The 18,136-nt window shown below is 71.8% G+C and carries 15 protein-coding genes and 1 riboswitch; of the genes, 5 read left to right on the top strand and 10 right to left on the bottom strand.

Annotation, left to right across the window (positions count from 1 at the left end):
- Positions 1–38: 38 nt before the first annotated feature.
- Positions 39–884 carry an inositol monophosphatase family protein gene (locus ACZ60Q_RS04795; RefSeq protein ID WP_469628427.1) on the bottom strand — a complete coding sequence of 282 codons (846 nt, stop codon included), beginning with the start codon at positions 882–884 and terminating at the stop codon, positions 39–41.
- Positions 885–1,447: 563 nt separating this feature from the next.
- Between ACZ60Q_RS04795 and ACZ60Q_RS04800 the strand changes: the two genes are divergently transcribed.
- Entirely contained in the window at positions 1,448–2,143 is a 696-nt protein-coding gene (locus tag ACZ60Q_RS04800) for a type 1 glutamine amidotransferase domain-containing protein (protein WP_469628430.1), read from the top strand.
- Positions 2,144–2,182: 39 nt separating this feature from the next.
- Here ACZ60Q_RS04800 and ACZ60Q_RS04805 read toward each other — a convergent pair whose 3' ends face one another.
- Both ACZ60Q_RS04805 and ACZ60Q_RS04810 read right to left on the bottom strand, forming a co-directional pair.
- The gene (locus tag ACZ60Q_RS04805; RefSeq protein WP_469628433.1) at positions 2,183–2,563 is read right to left on the bottom strand and encodes a Zn-ribbon domain-containing OB-fold protein; all 381 of its coding nucleotides are present in this window, start codon (positions 2,561–2,563) and stop codon (positions 2,183–2,185) included.
- A 125-nt stretch (positions 2,564–2,688) separates the two neighbouring features.
- On the bottom strand, positions 2,689–3,462 hold the full coding sequence (locus ACZ60Q_RS04810; RefSeq protein WP_469629515.1) for a TetR family transcriptional regulator: 774 nt from the start codon (positions 3,460–3,462) through the stop codon (positions 2,689–2,691).
- A 169-nt stretch (positions 3,463–3,631) separates the two neighbouring features.
- Between ACZ60Q_RS04810 and ACZ60Q_RS04815 the strand changes: the two genes are divergently transcribed.
- Positions 3,632–4,417, top strand: a complete 786-nt coding sequence (locus tag ACZ60Q_RS04815) for an electron transfer flavoprotein subunit beta/FixA family protein (protein ID WP_469628436.1) — start codon at positions 3,632–3,634, stop codon at positions 4,415–4,417.
- Positions 4,418–4,505: 88 nt separating this feature from the next.
- On the top strand, positions 4,506–5,468 hold the full coding sequence (locus tag ACZ60Q_RS04820) for an electron transfer flavoprotein subunit alpha/FixB family protein (RefSeq protein WP_469628439.1): 963 nt from the start codon (positions 4,506–4,508) through the stop codon (positions 5,466–5,468).
- Positions 5,469–5,544: 76 nt separating this feature from the next.
- Here ACZ60Q_RS04820 and ACZ60Q_RS04825 read toward each other — a convergent pair whose 3' ends face one another.
- The 4 genes from ACZ60Q_RS04825 to metE form a co-directional block, all read right to left on the bottom strand.
- Positions 5,545–6,936 carry a lysine N(6)-hydroxylase/L-ornithine N(5)-oxygenase family protein gene (locus ACZ60Q_RS04825; protein ID WP_469628442.1) on the bottom strand — a complete coding sequence of 464 codons (1,392 nt, stop codon included), beginning with the start codon at positions 6,934–6,936 and terminating at the stop codon, positions 5,545–5,547.
- Positions 6,937–7,189: 253 nt separating this feature from the next.
- On the bottom strand, positions 7,190–8,725 hold the full coding sequence (locus tag ACZ60Q_RS04830) for a pyridoxal phosphate-dependent decarboxylase family protein (RefSeq protein WP_469628445.1): 1,536 nt from the start codon (positions 8,723–8,725) through the stop codon (positions 7,190–7,192).
- A 312-nt stretch (positions 8,726–9,037) separates the two neighbouring features.
- On the bottom strand, positions 9,038–10,003 hold the full coding sequence (locus ACZ60Q_RS04835; protein ID WP_469628448.1) for an immunity 49 family protein: 966 nt from the start codon (positions 10,001–10,003) through the stop codon (positions 9,038–9,040).
- Positions 10,004–10,127: 124 nt separating this feature from the next.
- Positions 10,128–12,452, bottom strand: a complete 2,325-nt coding sequence (gene metE / locus ACZ60Q_RS04840; protein ID WP_469628451.1) for a 5-methyltetrahydropteroyltriglutamate--homocysteine S-methyltransferase — start codon at positions 12,450–12,452, stop codon at positions 10,128–10,130.
- A gap of 165 nt (positions 12,453–12,617) precedes the next feature.
- Positions 12,618–12,832: riboswitch (cobalamin riboswitch) on the bottom strand.
- A gap of 325 nt (positions 12,833–13,157) precedes the next feature.
- On the opposite strand from metE, the gene ACZ60Q_RS04845 reads away from it, so the two are divergent.
- The gene (locus tag ACZ60Q_RS04845; protein ID WP_469628454.1) at positions 13,158–13,355 is read left to right on the top strand and encodes a hypothetical protein; all 198 of its coding nucleotides are present in this window, start codon (positions 13,158–13,160) and stop codon (positions 13,353–13,355) included.
- A 63-nt stretch (positions 13,356–13,418) separates the two neighbouring features.
- Here the strand turns inward: ACZ60Q_RS04845 and cobF are convergent, their stop codons facing one another.
- Complete coding sequence (gene cobF / locus ACZ60Q_RS04850; protein WP_469628457.1) at positions 13,419–14,285, bottom strand: precorrin-6A synthase (deacetylating); 867 nt, start codon at positions 14,283–14,285, stop codon at positions 13,419–13,421.
- Positions 14,286–14,404: 119 nt separating this feature from the next.
- Between cobF and ACZ60Q_RS04855 the strand changes: the two genes are divergently transcribed.
- Positions 14,405–15,469: a lipoate--protein ligase family protein gene (locus ACZ60Q_RS04855; protein ID WP_469628460.1), complete on the top strand. Its 1,065-nt coding sequence runs from the start codon at positions 14,405–14,407 to the stop codon at positions 15,467–15,469.
- 216 nt (positions 15,470–15,685) lie between these two features.
- Here the strand turns inward: ACZ60Q_RS04855 and ACZ60Q_RS04860 are convergent, their stop codons facing one another.
- Together ACZ60Q_RS04860 and ACZ60Q_RS04865 are read right to left on the bottom strand one after the other, a co-directional pair.
- Positions 15,686–16,333: a fasciclin domain-containing protein gene (locus ACZ60Q_RS04860; RefSeq protein WP_469628463.1), complete on the bottom strand. Its 648-nt coding sequence runs from the start codon at positions 16,331–16,333 to the stop codon at positions 15,686–15,688.
- Positions 16,334–16,435: 102 nt separating this feature from the next.
- A complete protein-coding gene (locus tag ACZ60Q_RS04865) occupies positions 16,436–18,061 on the bottom strand; it encodes a sulfite oxidase (RefSeq protein ID WP_469628466.1) in 1,626 nt (541 codons plus the stop codon).
- Positions 18,062–18,136: the final 75 nt, after the last annotated feature.

Below are 18,136 nucleotides of genomic sequence, written 5' to 3' on the forward strand. Positions count from 1 at the left end.
CCGTGCTGACGCGGGTACCCCGAGTGCGGTCGGGCGGGTCAGCCGCCCGTGCGCAGGGCGGCCAGGACGCGCTGGGCGGTGGCCTCGTCGCGGGCCGCCGTGAACGGCAGGTCGTTGCCGCCCGCGATACGGAACGGGGCGCCGGACAGGGTCGACTGGGCGCCGCCCGCCTCGGTGACCAGGAGCAGGCCCGCGGCGTGGTCCCAGGCGTACTCCCAGTTGAAGGCGGTGGCGTCCAGGGCGCCGCGGGCGACGGCGAGGTACTCGAGTCCGGCCGAGCCGCAGGGGCGGGCCGCGATGCCTTCGGTGCGCAGGCCGAGCAGGGCCCGCTTCTGGGCCTCGCTGGTGTAGTCGGGATGCGACATGGCCACGTTCAGCACGGCGCCGGGTGCGGGCGCCCCGGAGCGTATCGGCGCCCCGTTGAGTGTGGCGCCCCGACCGCGTACGGCGATGGCCATCTCGCCCCGGACCGGTGCGTACGTCCAGGAGGCGTGTACCTCGCCGTGCTGGGCGAGGGCGACCAGGGTGCAGAAGCCGGCCTCGCCCCGGACGAACTGACGAGTGCCGTCGACCGGGTCGACGATCCAGACCGGGGCGTCGCCGCCAAGGGCGTCGTAGACCGCCGGGTCGGCGTGCACGGACTCCTCACCGACGACGACCGAGCCGGGCAGCAGCTTGGTGAGGGCGGCGGTGAGGTGTTCCTCGGCCAGCCGGTCGGCGGCGGTGACCAGGTCGTGGGGGCCACTCTTCTCGATGATCTCGTGGGCGGCGAGCTTCCGGTGGCGCGGCATGATCTCGGCCGCGGCGGCGGCGCGCACGGCGGCCTCGACCTCGGCCGGCGGTCCGGGGTGCCCGGCGGTCCCGTACAGGAAGTCATCGATCATGGCTCCAGCTAAGCACGGCCGGATGAGCCCTCACCCCTCGGGTGAATGCGGACATCTCCGACGCGGGGCGGCTGCCCGCGGCTCTCGATCCGTTCCGGGGTGACGGAGCGATCCGGGCGTCACGGTACTGGGCGGCTGTCCGGGCGGCTGTCCTCACCCGACCGCCGGCGGCCTCCCCGGACGGGGGCTCCCGGCCGCCGTTGCCGCGATCCGGCGGAGCCGCACTCCCCTGTCCGCAAGTTCACCGAGGCGCTGAGCTCGGGAATCCCGGTGGCGGGCGGCGTGGCCCGGGACCGACCGGCCTCGCTCACCGGCCTGTTCAGCGGATACGTCCAGCGGACCGAGGCGCTGGTGCCGCCCTGGAGGCCCGGCGCCCGGCCTCCTGATTCAGCCGCACCGGATGATTCGGACCGTCCTGCGGGGGCAGGCGATCCGCCGGACGGCCGATCGCCGCCGCCCCGTCGGAAGCCACTTTCCGGCACACGTGGGCGGGAGGCGGATCCTGGCCCGACCGGGCCTACCGTCGGCCTGGTCAGCCACCCCGACCAACGGAGATGTACGACATGGCAAAGATCCTTTTCGTGGTGTCCGGTGCGGACCACTGGACCCTGGCGGACGGCACGGCCCACCCCACGGGCTTCTGGGCCGAGGAGGCCGTGGCTCCGTACCGGGCGTTCACCGGCTCCGGGCACGAGGTGGTCGTCGCCACCCCGGGTGGCGTCGTGCCGACCGTGGACCGCGGCAGCCTGGCGCCGGACGTCAATGGCGGGCAGGAGGGCGCCGACGCGGTGGCGGCCGGTCTTGAGGCGTTCGAGGAACTGCGGCGGCCGGTCGCGCTGGAGGACGTGGACCCGGACGCGTACGACGCCGTCTTCTACCCCGGCGGCCACGGCCCGATGGAGGACCTCGCGGTGGACTCCGTCTCCGGGCGGCTGCTCGCCCGGGTACTGGCCTCGGGCAAGCCGCTCGGGGTGGTCTGCCACGGGCCGGCGGCGCTGCTGGCCGCTACCGGCCCCGACGGCAAATACGCGTTCGCCGGCTACCGGCTGACCGGCTTCACCAACGCCGAGGAGACCCAGGCGGGCTTCGCGGACAAGGCGAAGTGGCTGCTCCAGGACCGGCTGGTGGCGTTGGGCGCGGATTTCCAGGAGGGCGAGCCCTGGGCGCCGTTCGTCATCACCGACCGAAATCTGATCACTGGTCAGAACCCGGCGTCATCAGCCCCGTTGGCCGCCGAAATGCTCAAACGGCTGAACTGACCGGCTGATCTGCGGTTCCCGCCCGGCCGGCCGGGCCGTTCAACCCCGGTCCCGCCGTGCGGGCGGCTCGCAGAGCTCCAGGACCACCTCGCCCGTCTCCGGCTCGTCCCCGGGGACGGGCCGGACGCGCGCGCCGACCGTCACCAGGTGCGGAGCCGCCCCCACGATCCGGCAGCGGAAGACGAACCCTTCGGTGAACCGCACCAGGGACTCGTTGCGCGCCGCCTCGGTGTAGCGGTGGACCACGGCGGTCCTGACGACCACTCCGTGGCCGGTGGTGCGTTCGGGTTCCAGTTCGCTCGACGCGCACACCGGGCACAGCAGCCGCCGGAACGAGGCGGTGCCGCACCAGCGGCAGCGGTTGTAGGGGAGGCCGCACTCCTCGTGCGTCGTTTGGACGGTGCCCGTTACTGCACCCATCGTTGTCCGGGACACGGCTCGACCCCCTGCGCTCGACTCGGACGCGCCGCACCTGCACCGCGGGCACGTCCGCACCATATGGCACTCAGTGCCGGACCGTAAAGGCACCGAGTGCCGATTGCTGCTCAGTTCTCGCCGACGGCCGCCTCGATCTGCTGCACGACACGCCACATCGGGGTGCCCTTCCGCGCGACCATCACGATCACCTCACCGCCACCGGAGACGGGAAACGCGGCGGGAAGGGAGGCCGCGGGAAGGGGCGCGGCCGGGCCGACCGCAGAACCGTCCGGGAGCCCTTCCTCTCCCCCTCCCTCCCCCTCCGGCGACGGCGTGCCCGCCTCCCCGGCGGACCGGCCCCACACCTCGCGCACGAGGGCGAGCGCGTGATCGACAGCCACCTCGGGGTCGCCCGCCCCACCCGAACGCAGCCACAGCCGAAGCCCGTTGTTGTGAGCGGCGACCACCGAAGCGGCGACCACCTCGGCCCTCAGCTCCCGGTCCCGGCCCGCACCGAACCGGCCCCGCAGGTGCCCGGCGAGGGTCTGCTCGTAACGGCGCACCACCGACAGTTCGTACGTCCGCAGCCCCGGCACCTCCCGGGTGAGACGGTAACGCTGCACGGAGAACTCCGGGTCCGCCGCGTACATCCGCAGCACGATGCGAGCGGCATCGCACACCTCGCCGACCGGGTCGCCGCCGTCGACGTCGGCCAGGAACTCGGTCATCTCGGCGAGGCAGCGCTCATGGTCCGGAAAGACCGCGTCCTCCTTGGACGGAAAGTAGCGGAAGAACGAACGCCGGCCCACTCCGGCCCGCGCCACGATGTCGTCCACGGTGGTCCGCTCGAAGCCCCGCTCCAGGAAGAGCTGGAAGGCCGCCTGCGCGAGCACCTCCCGCATGGGTGCCTTCTTCTCAGGTCCTCGCGCCTCGCTCATGCGGCGAAACGTAGCACCGGAAGGGACGCTTTGGCACTGCGTACCTTTACAGAGGGTACTGAGTGCCATATTCTGTCCATCCGTACGAATGACACCCGGGTGGGACCACACCCGGGTAGGCAGGAGAGCCGGCGTGAGCTTGAGGATCGTTGTCTGTGTGAAGTACGTGCCCGACGCGACCGGTGACCGGCGTTTCGCCGATGACCTGACGCTGGACCGTGAGGATGTCGACGGTCTGCTGTCGGAGCTGGACGAGTACGCGGTCGAGCAGGCGTTGCGGATCGCTGACGGGGTGGACGATGCGGAGATCACCGTGGTGACGGTGGGTCCGGATGATGCCAGGGACGCGTTGCGCAAGGCGTTGTCGATGGGTGCGGACAGGGCGGTTCACGTCGAGGACGACGGTCTGCACGGCAGTGATGTGATGGGGACGTCGCTGGTGCTGGCGAAGGCTGTGGAGAAGACCGGGTATGACCTGGTGATCTGCGGGATGGCTTCCACGGACGGTGTGATGGGTGTGCTGCCGGCGTTGCTGGCCGAGCGTCTCGGTGTTCCCCAGGTGACGCTGCTGTCCGAGGTCGCGGTGGCCGGTGGTGTGGTGACGGGGCGTCGTGACGGTGACACGGCCTCGGAGTTGCTGGAGGCGTCGCTGCCGGCGGTGGTGTCGGTGACCGATCAGTCGGGTGAGGCGCGTTACCCCTCCTTCAAGGGGATCATGGCGGCGAAGAAGAAGCCGGTTCGGTCGCTGGATCTGGATGATCTGGGTCTGGAGGCGGACGAGGTGGGTCTGGCGGGTGCGTGGACGGCGGTCGATTCGGCCACGGAGCGCCCGGCGCGGACGGCGGGCACGATCGTGAAGGACGAGGGTGAGGGCGGCAAGCGGCTCGCCGAGTTCCTCGTGGGCCAGAAGTTCATCTAGGCCCGCACGCCCGGCCCCCCCTCCCGCCTTCCTCTCCCCTTCCTCCCGTTCCTTCCCCTTCTCTCTTCTCTTTCTGGAGTGCGTTGTCATGGCTGAAGTTCTTGTTCTGGTCGATCATGTGGACGGTGCGGTCCGTAAGCCGACGCTGGAGCTGCTGACGCTGGCGCGCCGGATCGGTGACCCGGTCGCGGTGGCGTTGGGTGCGGGTGCGGAGGCGACCGCGTCGGTGCTGGGTGAGCACGGTGCGGTGAGGGTGCTGGCCTCGGAGGCCCCGGAGTTCGGTGAGTATCTCGTGGTGCCGAAGGTCGACGCGCTGTGGGCGGCGTTCGAGGCGGTGTCGCCGGTGGCGGTGCTGGTGGTGTCCTCGGCGGAGGGCAAGGAGGTCGCGGCCCGTCTGGCGCTGCGGGTCGGCTCCGGGGTCATCACGGATGCCACTGATGTGGAGGCGGGTGAGCGGGGTGTGGTGGCGACGCAGGCCGCGTTCGCCGCTTCGTTCACGACGAGGTCCCGGGTTTCCAGGGGTGTTCCGGTGATCACGGTGAAGCCGAACTCGGCGCCGGTCGAGCCGGCCGCGGCCCCGGGTGCGGTCGAGGCCCTCGCGGTGTCGTTCAGCGATGCGGCGAGGGGCACGCGGGTGACCTCGCGGACGGCGCGTGAGTCGACGGGCCGTCCGGAGCTGACCGAGGCCGCGATCGTGGTCTCCGGTGGGCGTGGGGTCAACGGTGCGGAGAACTTCCCGCTGATCGAGGCGCTCGCGGACAGTCTGGGTGCCGCGGTGGGTGCCTCGCGTGCCGCGGTCGACGCGGGCTGGTATCCGCACACCTCCCAGGTCGGGCAGACCGGCAAGTCGGTCTCGCCGCAGCTGTACATCGCTTCGGGTATCTCCGGGGCGATCCAGCACCGGGCGGGGATGCAGACCTCGAAGACGATCGTCGCGATCAACAAGGACGCCGAGGCCCCGATCTTCGAACTCGTCGACTACGGCGTCGTCGGCGACCTCTTCGCCGTCGTGCCCCAGCTCACCGAGGAGATCAACACCCGCAAGGCCTGACCCCCCGCGAACAGACCCGCCCCCGGGCCGCACGGTGAACACCACCGCGCGGCCCGGAGCCGTTCCATCACCATCGTCACCGTCGTTCGTCGAACGGACGTGACGCGGGATCCCGGTCGTCGCGATCCTGCGCGCCGAGGCCGAACGTGGTGAAGGCGGTGCGCTCGGGCAGCGGGTAGAACTCCTTGCCCGTCAGCGCGTTGACGATGACGGCGGAACGCCAGGCGGCCAGGCCCAGGTCCGGTGCGCCGACGCCATGCGTGTGCCGCTCGGCGTTCTGTACGAAGACCGAACCGGCTGTCTCCGGTGCGAGAACGAGCCGTTGGGCCGCGTCGACCTGCGGACGCCCGGCCTCGTCGCGGACGATGTACGGGTCGAGAGCGGCGAGGAGCGTGTCGACGGGGCGCTCCCGGTATCCGGTGGCGAGGACGACGGCGTCCGTGACGAGCCGGCCCCGTGCCTCCTGCTGGCCGTGCTCGACACTCAGCTCGACGCGCCCCGCCCCGGTGGTGGCCGCGCCGGTGACCTCGATGCCGGGGGTGAGAGTGACGTCGGGCCAGCTTCCGCCGAGGCCGCGCCGGTACAGCTCGTCGTGGATGTCCCCGAGCGTGTCCCCGCTGACGCCCTTGTACAGCTGCCACTGACGGGGCAGGAGCCGGTCCCGGGTGGCCTGCGAGAGCCCGTGGAAGTAGCGGGTGTAGTCGGGGGTGAACTGCTCCAGGCCGATCTTGCTGTACTCCATGGGCGCGAACGCCGGCGTACGGGCCAGCCAGGTCAGTCCCTCCGCCCCCACGGGCCGGGACCGGAGCAGGTCCAGCAGGACTTCGGCGCCCGACTGGCCCGAGCCGACGACGGTGATGTGGCGGGCGGCCAGCAGCCGGTTCCGCTGGGAAAGATAGTCGGCGGAGTGCAGCACCAAGGCGGCCGGGTCCTGGACCAGCTCACGCAGCGGTTCGGGGATGTGCGGGGCCGTGCCGACGCCGAGGGCGAGGTTGCGGGCATGGGCGAGCCCGCTCGTGAGCTTCTCCCCATCGGGTCCCAGCCGGGTGAACTCCACGGCGAACGCGTCCTGTCCGGGGTCCCAGGCCACCGTGTCGACCCGGTGGCCGAAGCGGGTGGCGGGAAGCTCGGAACTCACCCAGCGCAGATAGTTGTCGAACTCGGAGCGGTGGATATGGAAGTGCTCGGCGAAGTAGAACGGGAAGAGCCTGCGGCGGATCTTGAGGTAATTGAGGTAGGACCAGGGGCTGGTGGGCTCGACGAGGCTCACCAGGTCGGCCAGGAAGGGAACTTGGAGCTTGGCTCCCTCGATGAGCAGCCCGGGGTGCCAGTGGAAGGCGGCGCGCTGCTCGTAAAAGACGGTGCGCAGCCCGGGGACGCCGTCGGCGAGCGCGGCGAGCGAGAGGTTGAAGGGTCCTGCCCCCACCCCCAGCAGGTCGAGGGGCGGCGTGCGCGGTCCGGGCGTCATCGGGTTCCTCCGGCGGGGGCTGGGGCGTGTTTCGAAAGTGGCGCCGTCTGCCGGGAGGGCAGGCCCGGCGGCGTCCGGTGCGTGCGATCGCAAGGCGGAGGGTCACCCCGGTACTGGATGTGTCGGGGTGATCCCGACAACGCGGCGAGCGTGCGTGCCAGGCGTCGCCAGGCAGGCGGGACTTTCGAAACACGCCCCGGGGCGGCGGGGAGTCGCCCCGGGCACGTCGTGCACGTCCCGCACGTCGTCAGCGTCATGGCGACAGCCTTTCCGCCGCAGAGTCATCGGTACCCTCGGTCCGCACGCCGTCCACCGCACCGTCGGTCACGGCACGGTCCGCCGCCGCGGTGACGAGGTCGAGCAGCGGCAGCAGGTCGGCGGCAGCGGCGTCCGGGTGCAGCAGGGTGGCCTTCAGCCACAGGCGGCGCCGGCCGTCGCCGTCTTCCGCCACCGCGCGGCCGAGGACGGCGCGCCCCTCGGCGAGCAGAGTGCGGCGGACAGCGGCGACCACGGCGTCGCCCACCTCGTCCGGCAGCCCGTCGGCCACCGCGGGGCGGAACAGCACGGTGCTGATCCCGATGTCGCCGGGGCGGCGGCGCAGCCCGTGGCGGGCGTCGACGGCCCGCCCGAACTCCTGGGCCGTACGCACGCAGTGCTCCACCAGTTCGCCGAGTCCCCGGCGGCCGAGCGCCCGAAAGGTGACCGCCATCTTCAGGGCGTCGGGGCGCCGGGTGGTGCGGATCGAGCGGCCCAGCAGATCCGGGAGTCCGGCCTCGGTGTCGTCGTCGGCGTTGAGATAGTCGGCGCGCAGGGACAGCGGCGCGAGCATCTCCGCGTCCGCGACGGCCAGCACTCCGGCGGCGACCGGCTGCCAGCCGAGTTTATGCAGGTCGAACGTTACGGAGGCGGCGTGCTCCAGTCCCGCGAGCAGAGGAGCCAGCCGCTCGCTGAACAGCAACGGACCGCCGTAGGCGGCGTCGACGTGGAGTCGGGCCGCATGCCGCTCGGCGATGCGGGCGATCTCCGGGAGCGGGTCGATGCGCCCCTCGTCGGTGGTCCCGGCGGTGGCGACGACCAGCAGCGGCGCTCCGGCGAGGGTGGCCAGGGCGTCGTCGAGGGCGGCCGGGTCGATCCGGCCGTCGCGGCAGGCGACGACCACGGGGGCGGGCAGGCCGAGCATCCATGCGGCGCGGTGGACGCTGTGGTGGGCGTTGGCGCCCGTCACCACCCGGAGGGCGCCGGGGGCGGCCCGTTCCCGGGCGAGGAGCAGGGCGACCAGGTTGGACTCGGTGCCGCCGCTGGTGATGAGGGCATCGGGAGCGGGGGCGGCCGGGTGGACCAGCCGGGCCAGTGCGGCCGTGGTCAGCTCCTCGATCACCCCGGCGGCGGGCGCCTGGTCCCAGGAGTCCATGGAGGGGTTGAGGGCCGCCCCGGCCAGGTCCGCCGCGACGGCCACGGCGAGCGGTGGGCAGTGCAGATGGGCGACACAGGCGGGGTCGGCCGGATCGGCGGCCCCTTCCGCGACCGCGCGGACCAGGTCCCCGAGCGCGGCCTCGGGTCCGATGCCCTCCTCCGGCAGGACCGGGGCGCAGAGGTCGAGCGTGCGCAGGGCCACGGCCTCGGGCCCTCCGGCGGGCAGCGGTCCGCCCCGGGCCGGGGCGGCTTTCTCCAGTGCGTCCAGGACGATCGCGGTGAGGGACCGTAGCCGATCCGGCCCGTGCGCACCGCCCGCGACAAGGCCTCCCCGCGGACCGTTGGGGCCGGGAGCCGGCGGCGTACCGTCGCTCACACCCCACGCTCGACGGGGAGTTCACAGGACGGCAGGCCCTGAGCACGCAACATGGCGAAGTCCTTCGGTCGGAGTGCACGGCGAGTCGTGCGGGTGTGCCGCCCCACGCGCGGGGCGGCACCGGTCACAGAAAGATCCACAACCGGGGCAGTCGCTGGTTAGGCTAACCTAACTCCGACTGTGTGGAGGAATGGCTTCCCGCCGTACGGGGCGATCCGCCGACAGCCGAACTGCCGTCCCCCCGTGCGCGGTCGGGGCCGGACCGGCACCGGTGTTCCGCGTCGACAGGAACGCACCACCGGAGCGCGGCCGCTACTTCGCGTACCAGGCGCCCAGGTCGTTCGCGCCCGGCCCCCCGGCACGCCGCAGCGCATCGGGGGCGCCCAGCAGCTCGGGCGGCAGATAGCCGGAGCGGACGCCGAGTTCCCACCCGTGCGCCTGCACCGCCAGCGCGGCCAGGGCGAGGGCGTGGAGCGGCAGCAGGGTCCGGGGCGCGGGGTCGGGGCCCATGCTCTCGCGATGGTCGACGAGCCGGGAGGCCAACGCCTCCTCGAATGCGGCCTGATCGTCATCAAGGAGCACGCGAAGCAGTCGACTATCCGGCGTCTGAACGCCGATGGTGTCCAAGTTCGCCGCTGCTGAGGCGAGTTCGGCGGCGTCTGGCCTGCGCAGGGGAACGGTGGGCCAGTGCCGGGGCTGATGCCCTTCGGCTTCGGCCAGATAGGGGCACAGCGCGTCCATCGCGGCGAGGTCCGCCGGGTCCGACACCGAGTCGAGCTTGGAGTACGGCACGCCGTCGTGGATCGCGGGCGCGTAGTCGTCCCGCAGCAGCAGTCCGATCACCCGCTGCCAGTCCCGAACAAGCCCGCTGACCAGACAGACCGCGAACGCGTCGAGCCAGGTCCCGGCCGATGGGGCCCGCCCTCCCCCGGAGCCGACGGCATCGCCGAAGGCTATGTCCTCGCTGCTGAGCGTCTCACCGATGAGCGGGAAGAAGATCTCCTGGTCACCGTCGGGGAAGCAGCCGACGCTCATCTCCCCCAGGTGGCACTCCGCCGCCGTCCGCAACGCCGAACGCGCCGCGTCATCGAGCGCGGCACCCTCCGCGGCACGGGCGGCCACGTGGTCGAGCAGCTCGTCGGCCGACTCGCGCAACCGCTCGGGGGACGGGTCGTCGTAACGCATCTTGTGCCATCGCCCCATGGTGCGCCCGCTGATACCGCTCAGCGCGTCGCCCAGGCGCTGAGCACCCACCTCATGACACGTCACTTCCCGCACGCGGAGAGCCCTTTCGTGATCTTCGACCCGGAACCGGCACGCTATCAGCGGGCTCGGACATTCCCGGAGCCGTACGGGCAGGGCCCGGTGCGGGAGCGGCGCTCGCTCCCGCACCGGGCCCGGATCACTCCGCCTCGGTGGACAGCTCCGCGCGGATCTCCCGCGCGGCGGCGACCAGGTTCTCCAGGGAGGCCCGGGTCTCGGGCCAGCCACGGGTCTTCAGGCCGCAATCGGGATTCACCCACAGCCGTGCCGCCGGGATGGCCTCAAGCCCCTCGCGCAGCAGGGCCGCCGCCTCTTCGGCGCCGGGGACGCGCGGGGAGTGGATGTCGTAGACGCCCGGTCCGGCCTCGCGGGGATAGCCGTGGGCGGCCAGCTCACGGGCGACCTGCATATGGGAGCGGGCCGCCTCCAGGCTGATGACGTCGGCGTCGAGATCGTCGATGGCCTGGACGATGTCGCCGAACTCCGCGTAGCACATGTGGGTGTGGATCTGGGTGTCCGGCCGCACCCCGGAGGTGGCGAGCCGGAAGGACTCCGTCGCCCACTCCAGGTACGCGGCGTGCTCGACGGCCCGCAGCGGCAGCGTCTCGCGCAGCGCGGGCTCATCGACCTGGATGATCGAAGTGCCGCTCGCCTCAAGGTCGTCGACCTCGTCGCGCAGGGCGAGGGCCACCTGGCGAGCGGTGTCGCCGAGCGGCTGGTCGTCACGGACGAAGGACCAGGCGAGCATGGTGACCGGGCCGGTGAGCATGCCCTTGACGGGGCGTGCGGTCAGCGACTGCGCGTACGTGGTCCAGCGCACCGTCATCGGCCCGGGGCGCGAGATGTCGCCCGCGAGGACCGGCGGCCTGACATACCGAGTGCCGTAGGACTGCACCCAGCCGTGCTGGGTGGCGAGGTAGCCGGTGAGCTGCTCGGCGAAGTACTGGACCATGTCGTTGCGTTCGGGCTCGCCGTGCACCAGGACGTCGAGCCCGGCCTTCTCCTGGAAGGAGAGGACCTCGCGGATCTCGTCCTTGATGCGTTCCTCGTACCCGGCCCCGTCGATCCGCCCCGCACGCAGGTCGGCACGCGCGGCACGCAGTTCGGCGGTCTGCGGGAACGAGCCGATGGTGGTCGTCGGCAGCAGCGGCAGCCCGAGGTGGGCGCGCTGGGCGGCGGAGCGCTCCGGGTACGGCTGGGAGCGGCGGCCGTCCGCCTCGGTGACGGCTGCCGTGCGGGCGCGGACGGCCGGGTCGCGGGTGAGCGCGGCGCCGGCGCGGGAGGCCAGAGCAGCGCGGTTGGCGGCGAGTTCGGCCGTAATGGCGTCGGTGCCGCCGCCCAGACCGCGGGCCAGGACGACGATCTCCTCGGTCTTCTGCTTGGCGAAGGCGAGCCAGCGGGCGATCTGCGGGTCGATGTCGTGCTCGGCGGCGGCGTCCAGCGGGACGTGCAGCAGGGAGCAGGAGGCGGAGACGTCGACCCGGCCGGCGAGGCCGAGGAGGGTACCGAGGGTGGCAAGCGACTTCTCGTAGTCGTTGATCCAGATGTTGCGGCCGTTCACGACACCGGCGACCAGGCGCTTGCCGGGCAGTCCGCCGGCCGCCGCGAGGTCGTCGAGGTTCCCCGCGCCGGACTCGGTGAAGTCGAGGGCCAGCCCGTCGACGGGAGCCTTCGCCAGGACCGCCAGCGCCTCGCCGAGCCGCCCGAAGTAGGAGGCGACCAGCAGCTTGGGCCGGTCGGTGAGTCCGCCGAGCTCACGGTAGGCGCGGGCGGCGGCGTTCAGTTCGGCCGGGGTCCGGTCCTGCACGAGGGTGGGCTCGTCCAGTTGCACCCACTGCGCACCCGCCGCACGCAGATCGGCGAGGACCTCCGCGTACACCGGAAGCAGCCGGTCCAGCAGGGTCAGCGGTTCGAAGTCCGCCGGTGCCCCGGGGGCCGCCTTGGCCAGCAGGAGATAGGTGACGGGACCGACGAGCACCGGTCGGGGCGTCAGACCGAGGGCCAGCGCCTCCTTGAACTCCGCGACCTGCTTGGCGGAGTCGGCGGCGAACACCGTGTCCGGCTCCAACTCAGGTACGAGGTAGTGGTAGTTGGTGTCGAACCACTTCGTCATCTCCAGCGGGGCGACGTCCTGTGTGCCGCGGGCCATGGCGAAGTAGCCGTCGAGGGCGTCGGCGTCGACCGCTTCGCGGTGCCGCCCGGGGACGGCGCCGACCATGACGCTGGTGTCCAGGACGTGGTCGTAGTAGGAGAAATCACCGGTCGGCACGGAGTGGACGCCGGCCTCGGCGAGCTGCTGCCAGGTCCTCCGACGCAGCTCGGCGGCGGTCTCCCGGAGGGCGTCCGCGTCGACGCGGCCCTTCCAGTAGCCCTCGATGGCCTTCTTCAGTTCACGGTTCTGCCCCTGACGGGGGTAGCCGTACACGGTGGCCCGTGCTGCCGCGGCTGCGGGCTTCGCTGTCACGTGACTCTCCTTCGCGAGCGTGTCTGCATGACAGATCCCGGGACGGGACGCGGACGCGAAGGGATGACGCATCGGGCGGACACCGGGACACGTCGAACCGTGTCCGTCCACCTGACGGTTACGCCGACCCGCCCACGAGGTCACCGAGATCTCCGCACGCGAACGGTCGCGCGCGGGCAGCGGGCAGGTCTTCGGACTCGCGGGCACGTCTGCCGGGGCAGACACCTAATGGCCGTCGCTTCCCAGACCCTGCCGGGCCCAGTGCGTATGACGGCGGTCGTTCCCACTCACCGCTGCGGGGCAGTCCCGGATTTCCACCGGGTTCCCTCTTGCGACGCCCTGCCTGGAGGACAGGGCGAACCAGCTGCACCAGCCAGCCTAAGGGGACGCCCGGCACGCGCACACCGTTGTTCACACTTCGGACGGTGACATGGGACACGGGCCGGCGCACTTCCCGACTCCGGGCCGGACTCCCTCGCGGCGGACACCACGCTGAGCCACGCGTGTTCTCCGCCCGTTCGGCTGTTCGTCAGCGGCATGCTGACCACCAGTCAGGCCGAACGCGCCCCCGGGGCGTGACAGTGACACAGATGTAACCGAATGGCACAGAAACTGCGGAACCACCGAGCGTCACAAGCCGTTCTTCTTCCCACTACACGGCCGCCGACCCGCGGCGAGGCCGATCGAGGAAACGGAAAACGCCAGATGAAGAAGACAGTCGGGTGGGCCCAGGACGGCGACGACTGGACGATCACCGTGAACGGCCATCTGTATCGCGCCGTCGAACGGCCGACGAACGGTCGCGTGCACAACTACCTGGTGCGCGGCAGCGATCTGACCGCCGAATGCCCCAGCCTGGGACACGGCCTCGGTGTGATCCGGGCGCACGAGTCCCGGGGCTGACACTCCACAGGTCCGACGACGAGGTGCGGCGGCCGATGCCGCCCGCGCCTCGACTCGGGCCTTTCAGCGGTGCGTACGGTCCGCGCCGCCCGTAGCGCCCGGGTGCGCCGCACCACGCGTGCCACCCGTGCCATCCGTGCCATTCGCTCCGTCCGCGTCGTCCGTCTGGCGCAGCAGATACGTGTCCATGATCCAGCCGTGCCGTTCGCGGGCCTCCGCGCGCAGCCGGCCGATCCGGCCCGCCACCTCGTCGAGCGGTCCGGCGACCAGGATCTCGTCCGGGGTCCCGATGTAGGCGCCCCAGTGGATCCACCACCCCCTGCCCGTCAGCTGCGTGAAGCTCTCGTGGCCGTCGAGCATCACGACGAGGTCGCAGTCCTCGGGGAATCCCTGGGCGAGCCGTCGGCCGGGGGTGATGTGGATGGGGCGGCCGACCTGGTTCAGGGTGACGCGGTGCCGGGCGGCGAGGGCCGAGACGCTGCTGATGCCGGGGATCACCTCGTACTCGAACTCCACCGTTCCCCGCCCGCGGATGTCGTCCAGGATCGCGAGAGTGCTGTCGTACAGGGACGGGTCGCCCCACACCAGGAAGGCTCCGCACCGCCCCGGTGCGAGCTCCTCGATGATCAGGCGTTCGCAGATGTCGGCGCGGCGGTGGCGCCAGTCGCGCACCGCCGAGGCGTAGCGTCCGGCGTCCTGCCGGGTGCGGTCCCGCCACGGGTCCTCGGCTTCGACGACGCGGTAGGGGCCGGTCAGGTGTTCGGCGAGGATGTCCCGCCGCAGCCGGGTCAGCGCGTCCTTCTCCTTGCCCTTGCCCAGCACGAAGAAGACGTCGGCCCGGCGCATGGCCTTCACCGCGGCGAGTGTCAGGTGGTCGGGGTCGCCGGCGCCCATGCCGATGACGAGGATGTGACGGGGTGCGTCGCTCATGTCGGCCGATCATGCCAGGGGCGGTCGGGATGAACCGGCCCCGCGCATGCGTTGTGGACGTTTGTGGACGTTTGTGTCCGGCTCACAACGGGCCGGGACCCGAGGGCGGAGGCACGGCTGTGCATGGTGAGTACAAGGTTCCCGGCGGCAAGCTGGTCGTGGTGGACCTGGATGTGGAGGGCGGGGCGTTGCGGAACGTGCGTGTCGCCGGGGACTTCTTCCTCGAACCCGACGAGGCGATCCTCGCGATCGACGCGGCGTTGGAGGGCGCCCCGGCCAACACCGACACGGCCGCCCTCGCGGCCCGGATCGAGGCGGCGCTGCCCGACTCCACGGTGATGCTCGGGCTCAGCGCGGAGGGGGTCGCCGTCACCGTGCGCAGGGCGCTCGCACAGGCCACGGAGTGGAGCGACTACGACTGGCAGCTGATTCACGAGGCCCCGCAGTCCCCCGCCCTGCACATGGCACTGGACGAGGTGATCACCGCCGAGGTCGCGGCGGGGCTGCGGCCGCCGACGCTGCGGGTCTGGGAGTGGGACTCCCCCGCCGTGATCATCGGCAGCTTCCAGTCACTGCGCAACGAGGTGGACCCGGCGGGCGTCGAACGGCACGGCGTCAACGTCGTGCGCCGGATCTCCGGCGGTGGCGCGATGTTCGCCGAGCCGAGCTCCACCATCACCTATTCGCTGGCCGTCCCGCAGTCCCTGGTCTCCGGAATGTCGTTCGCCGACAGTTACGCCTACCTGGACGACTGGGTCCTCGAGGCCCTGGCCGACATGGGCATCAAGGCCTGGTACCAGCCGCTCAACGACATCGCCACCGAGGTCGGCAAGATCGCCGGGGCCGCGCAGAAGCGGATGGTCGGGCCGGACGGCGGGCCTGGCGCCGTGCTGCACCACGTGACCATGGCGTACGACATCGACGCCGACAAGATGCTGGAGGTGCTGCGGATCGGGAAGGAGAAGATGTCCGACAAGGGCACCCCGTCCGCGAAGAAGCGCGTCGACCCGCTGCGGCGGCAGACGGGACTCCCCCGCCAGGCCGTTATCGAACGCATGATCGAGTCGTTCCGTGGGCGTCACGGTCTCACCGCGGGAAGCGTGACGGACGACGAAATGGCGCGCGCCGAGGAGCTGGTACGCACCAAGTTCGGAACGCCGGAGTGGACGGCCCGGGTGCCCTGAGGATCGCCCCGGGACACCCCCCGCAGGGCCCCGCGCCGGGCGCGGGGCCCACTCCCCCGGGTGCCGGACGTCGGCCGCCGCGCGACGACCGGCATCGGCGCTCAGGAGGGTCTTCGGCCCGTGAAGGCGAAGCGCCCCGCCGCGGGAAGGGCCTCGGGGTTGGCCGCGTCCTCCCGCGACAGGGCGGTCCTTCGGTGTGCGGTGGTGCGCCCGTGACTACTTCGGCATCAGGACGGTGTCCACGATGTGGACCGTGGCGTTGGCGGTGGGCACATTGCCGCAGACCACGCTCGCGGTGTCGTTGACCTTGTACGACTCACCGGAGCCGGCGGTGCTCAGGGTGCTCTTCTCCAGGGTGTCGTGGGTGCCGCTCTCCAGCTGCTGCGGGGTCAGCTTCTCACCCACGACGTGGTACGTGAGGATCTTGGTGAGCATCGCCTTGTCGGCCAGGACCGCGTCCAGGTCGGCCTTCGGGATCTTGGCGAAGGCCTCGTTGGTCGGTGCGAACACCGTGATGTTCTCGGCGTTGTTGAGGGTGTCGACCAGGCCGGCCTGCTTGACGGCGGCGACGAGGGTGGACAAGTCCTTGTTGTTCGACGCGGCCGTGGCGACCGGGTCCTTGGCCATGCCGTCGAAGGACCCGGCGCCCTCTGCCGGAACACCCGCGCAGGCGGGACCGAAGGGCTGGTCGGCCGAAGCGTTATCTCCGTCGGCCGGGGCCGCGCCTTCGGGGGCCGACTCCGTGGCGGACGAACTGTCGGACGCCTTGTCCGAGCTGTCGTCGGAGCAGGCGGCCAGCGACAGGGGCAGCATCACGGCGGCGACGACGGCGACGGCAGCGCGGCGGTGGCGAAGGGCGTTCATATGGATCTCCTCAATTGGTTGCACAGAAGGGATTTACCGTCACGAAAGGAAAAGTGTGTGGGGGCTGCCGGACGGACCCGGTGAGGGGCCGCGCCCGCGGAGTCAGTCGACGGTCACCACCACGGAGTGCCGGCCGCTCGCACCGTCGGGGACGGTCTTGGTGCGCTTCTCCGTCTGGACCTCGCCGGTGCGGTCGGTGGCCCGGACGGTCAGGGTGTGGCCTCCGGGGGTGGCCTTCCAGGGGTAGGACCACTGGCGCCAGGTGTCGACGGTGCCCTGTTCGGCGAGCTGCGCCGGCCGCCAGGGGCCCTCGTCCACCCGGATCTCGACCTTCTCGATACCGCGGTGCTGGGCCCAGGCCACTCCGGCCACCATGACCGTGCCTGCCTCCGGGCGCCCGAAGGGCTTGGGGGTGTCGATCCGGGACTGGGTCTTGATCGGGGCCTCACGGGCCCAGTCGCGCCTCACCCAGTACGGGTCGTAGTCGTCGAACGTGGTGAGCTCGATGTCCTCGATCCACTTGCAGGCCGAGACGTACCCGTAGAGGCCGGGGACGACCATACGGACGGGGAATCCGTGGGCGAAGGGCAGCGGTTCGCCGTTCATCCCGACCGCGAGCATCGCGTCCCGGCCGTCCATGACGTCCTCGACGGGGGTGCCGAGCGTCATGCCGTCCACCGAGCGGGCGACGAGCTGGTCGGCCGGGCCGCGCCGGGACGGCGGCTTCACCCCGGCCTCCCTGAGCAGGTCGGCGAGCCGGACGCCGATCCACCTGGCGTGGCCGACGTAGGGTCCGCCGACCTCGTTGGAGACGCAGGTGAGCGTGATCTCCCGCTCGATCAACGGGCGTTCCAGCAGGTCCTGGTAAGTGAACTCCAGGTCCTGCCGTACGCCCTTGCCGTGGATGCGGAGCCGCCAGGAGTCCGCGTCGACCTTGGGAATCACCAGCGCGGTGTCCACCCGGTAGAACGAGTCGTTCGGGGTGGTGAAGGGACTGATACCGCGGACCCTCATCTGTGCGCCCGCCGGAATCGGTTTCGCGGGCGAGGCCGGCGACGGCAGCGTCACGGCCTCACGGGAGGCGACGGCGTTCTGGCTGCTGCGGCCGTTCAGCGTCCGGCCCACGACGCCCGCCGCCGTGGACGCGGCGGCCGCGGCGGTGGCCGCGATCACGAAGCCCCGCCGGTCCCAACCGGCCCCGGGCTCCGGCTCGTCGCTCTTGACCTCGGCCCGCTCGCATCGCTGCTCCTGGCCGGCGATCCGGTGCGGAGCGCTGAGCCGGCCGATGAGGACGTACAGCAGTACGGCCCCGACGGCCGCCCCCAGCAGGGACGGCAGACCGTCCACCGGGCCCGTGGAGTCCGGCCTGCTGACGGCGGCGGCCGTGCCGACCACGCCGAAGACCAGGACCGTTGCGGAGCCGGCCCGCCGGTACCGCAGGGCGAACAGGCCGACCGTCAGGGCGAAGAGGGCGAGCGTGACGACGATCCCGAGTTGCAGGACGAGCTTGTCGTCCTCGCCGAAGTTCCGGATCGCCCAGTCCTTCACACCGGCGGGCGTCCGGTCGATGGCCGCTCCGCCGACCGCTGTCACGGGACTCGCCTCGGGCCTGACGGCCGCCGAGACGAGCTCGGCGAAGGCCAGCGAGGCGAATCCCGCGAGCAGTCCGCTCAGGGCGGCCGGCGTGCCGCGGGTCAGGGCTGTTCGGGTGATCCTCACGGTCGTCATTCGGAGCGGCGGGACCGGCGGATTGGTCCGGGATCGCATCAGCCCCGAGAACGCGCTCCGCCCCGGCGGGCACAG

It is taken from the genome of Streptomyces sp. NPDC104313 (genome assembly GCF_055583985.1).

Bases quoted from the DNA above. Each gene is read 5' to 3' on its own strand.
- ACZ60Q_RS04795 (WP_469628427.1), bottom strand. From the start codon at position 884: ATGATCGATGACTTCCTGTACGGGACCGCCGGGCACCCCGGACCGCCG.
- ACZ60Q_RS04800 (WP_469628430.1), top strand. From the start codon at position 1,448: ATGGCAAAGATCCTTTTCGTGGTGTCCGGTGCGGACCACTGGACCCTG.
- ACZ60Q_RS04805 (WP_469628433.1), bottom strand. From the start codon at position 2,563: ATGGGTGCAGTAACGGGCACCGTCCAAACGACGCACGAGGAGTGCGGC.
- ACZ60Q_RS04810 (WP_469629515.1), bottom strand. From the start codon at position 3,462: ATGCGGGAGGTGCTCGCGCAGGCGGCCTTCCAGCTCTTCCTGGAGCGG.
- ACZ60Q_RS04820 (WP_469628439.1), top strand. From the start codon at position 4,506: ATGGCTGAAGTTCTTGTTCTGGTCGATCATGTGGACGGTGCGGTCCGT.
- ACZ60Q_RS04825 (WP_469628442.1), bottom strand. From the start codon at position 6,936: ATGACGCCCGGACCGCGCACGCCGCCCCTCGACCTGCTGGGGGTGGGG.
- ACZ60Q_RS04845 (WP_469628454.1), top strand. From the start codon at position 13,158: ATGAAGAAGACAGTCGGGTGGGCCCAGGACGGCGACGACTGGACGATC.
- cobF (WP_469628457.1), bottom strand. From the start codon at position 14,285: ATGAGCGACGCACCCCGTCACATCCTCGTCATCGGCATGGGCGCCGGC.
- ACZ60Q_RS04860 (WP_469628463.1), bottom strand. From the start codon at position 16,333: ATGAACGCCCTTCGCCACCGCCGCGCTGCCGTCGCCGTCGTCGCCGCC.
- ACZ60Q_RS04865 (WP_469628466.1), bottom strand. From the start codon at position 18,061: ATGACGACCGTGAGGATCACCCGAACAGCCCTGACCCGCGGCACGCCG.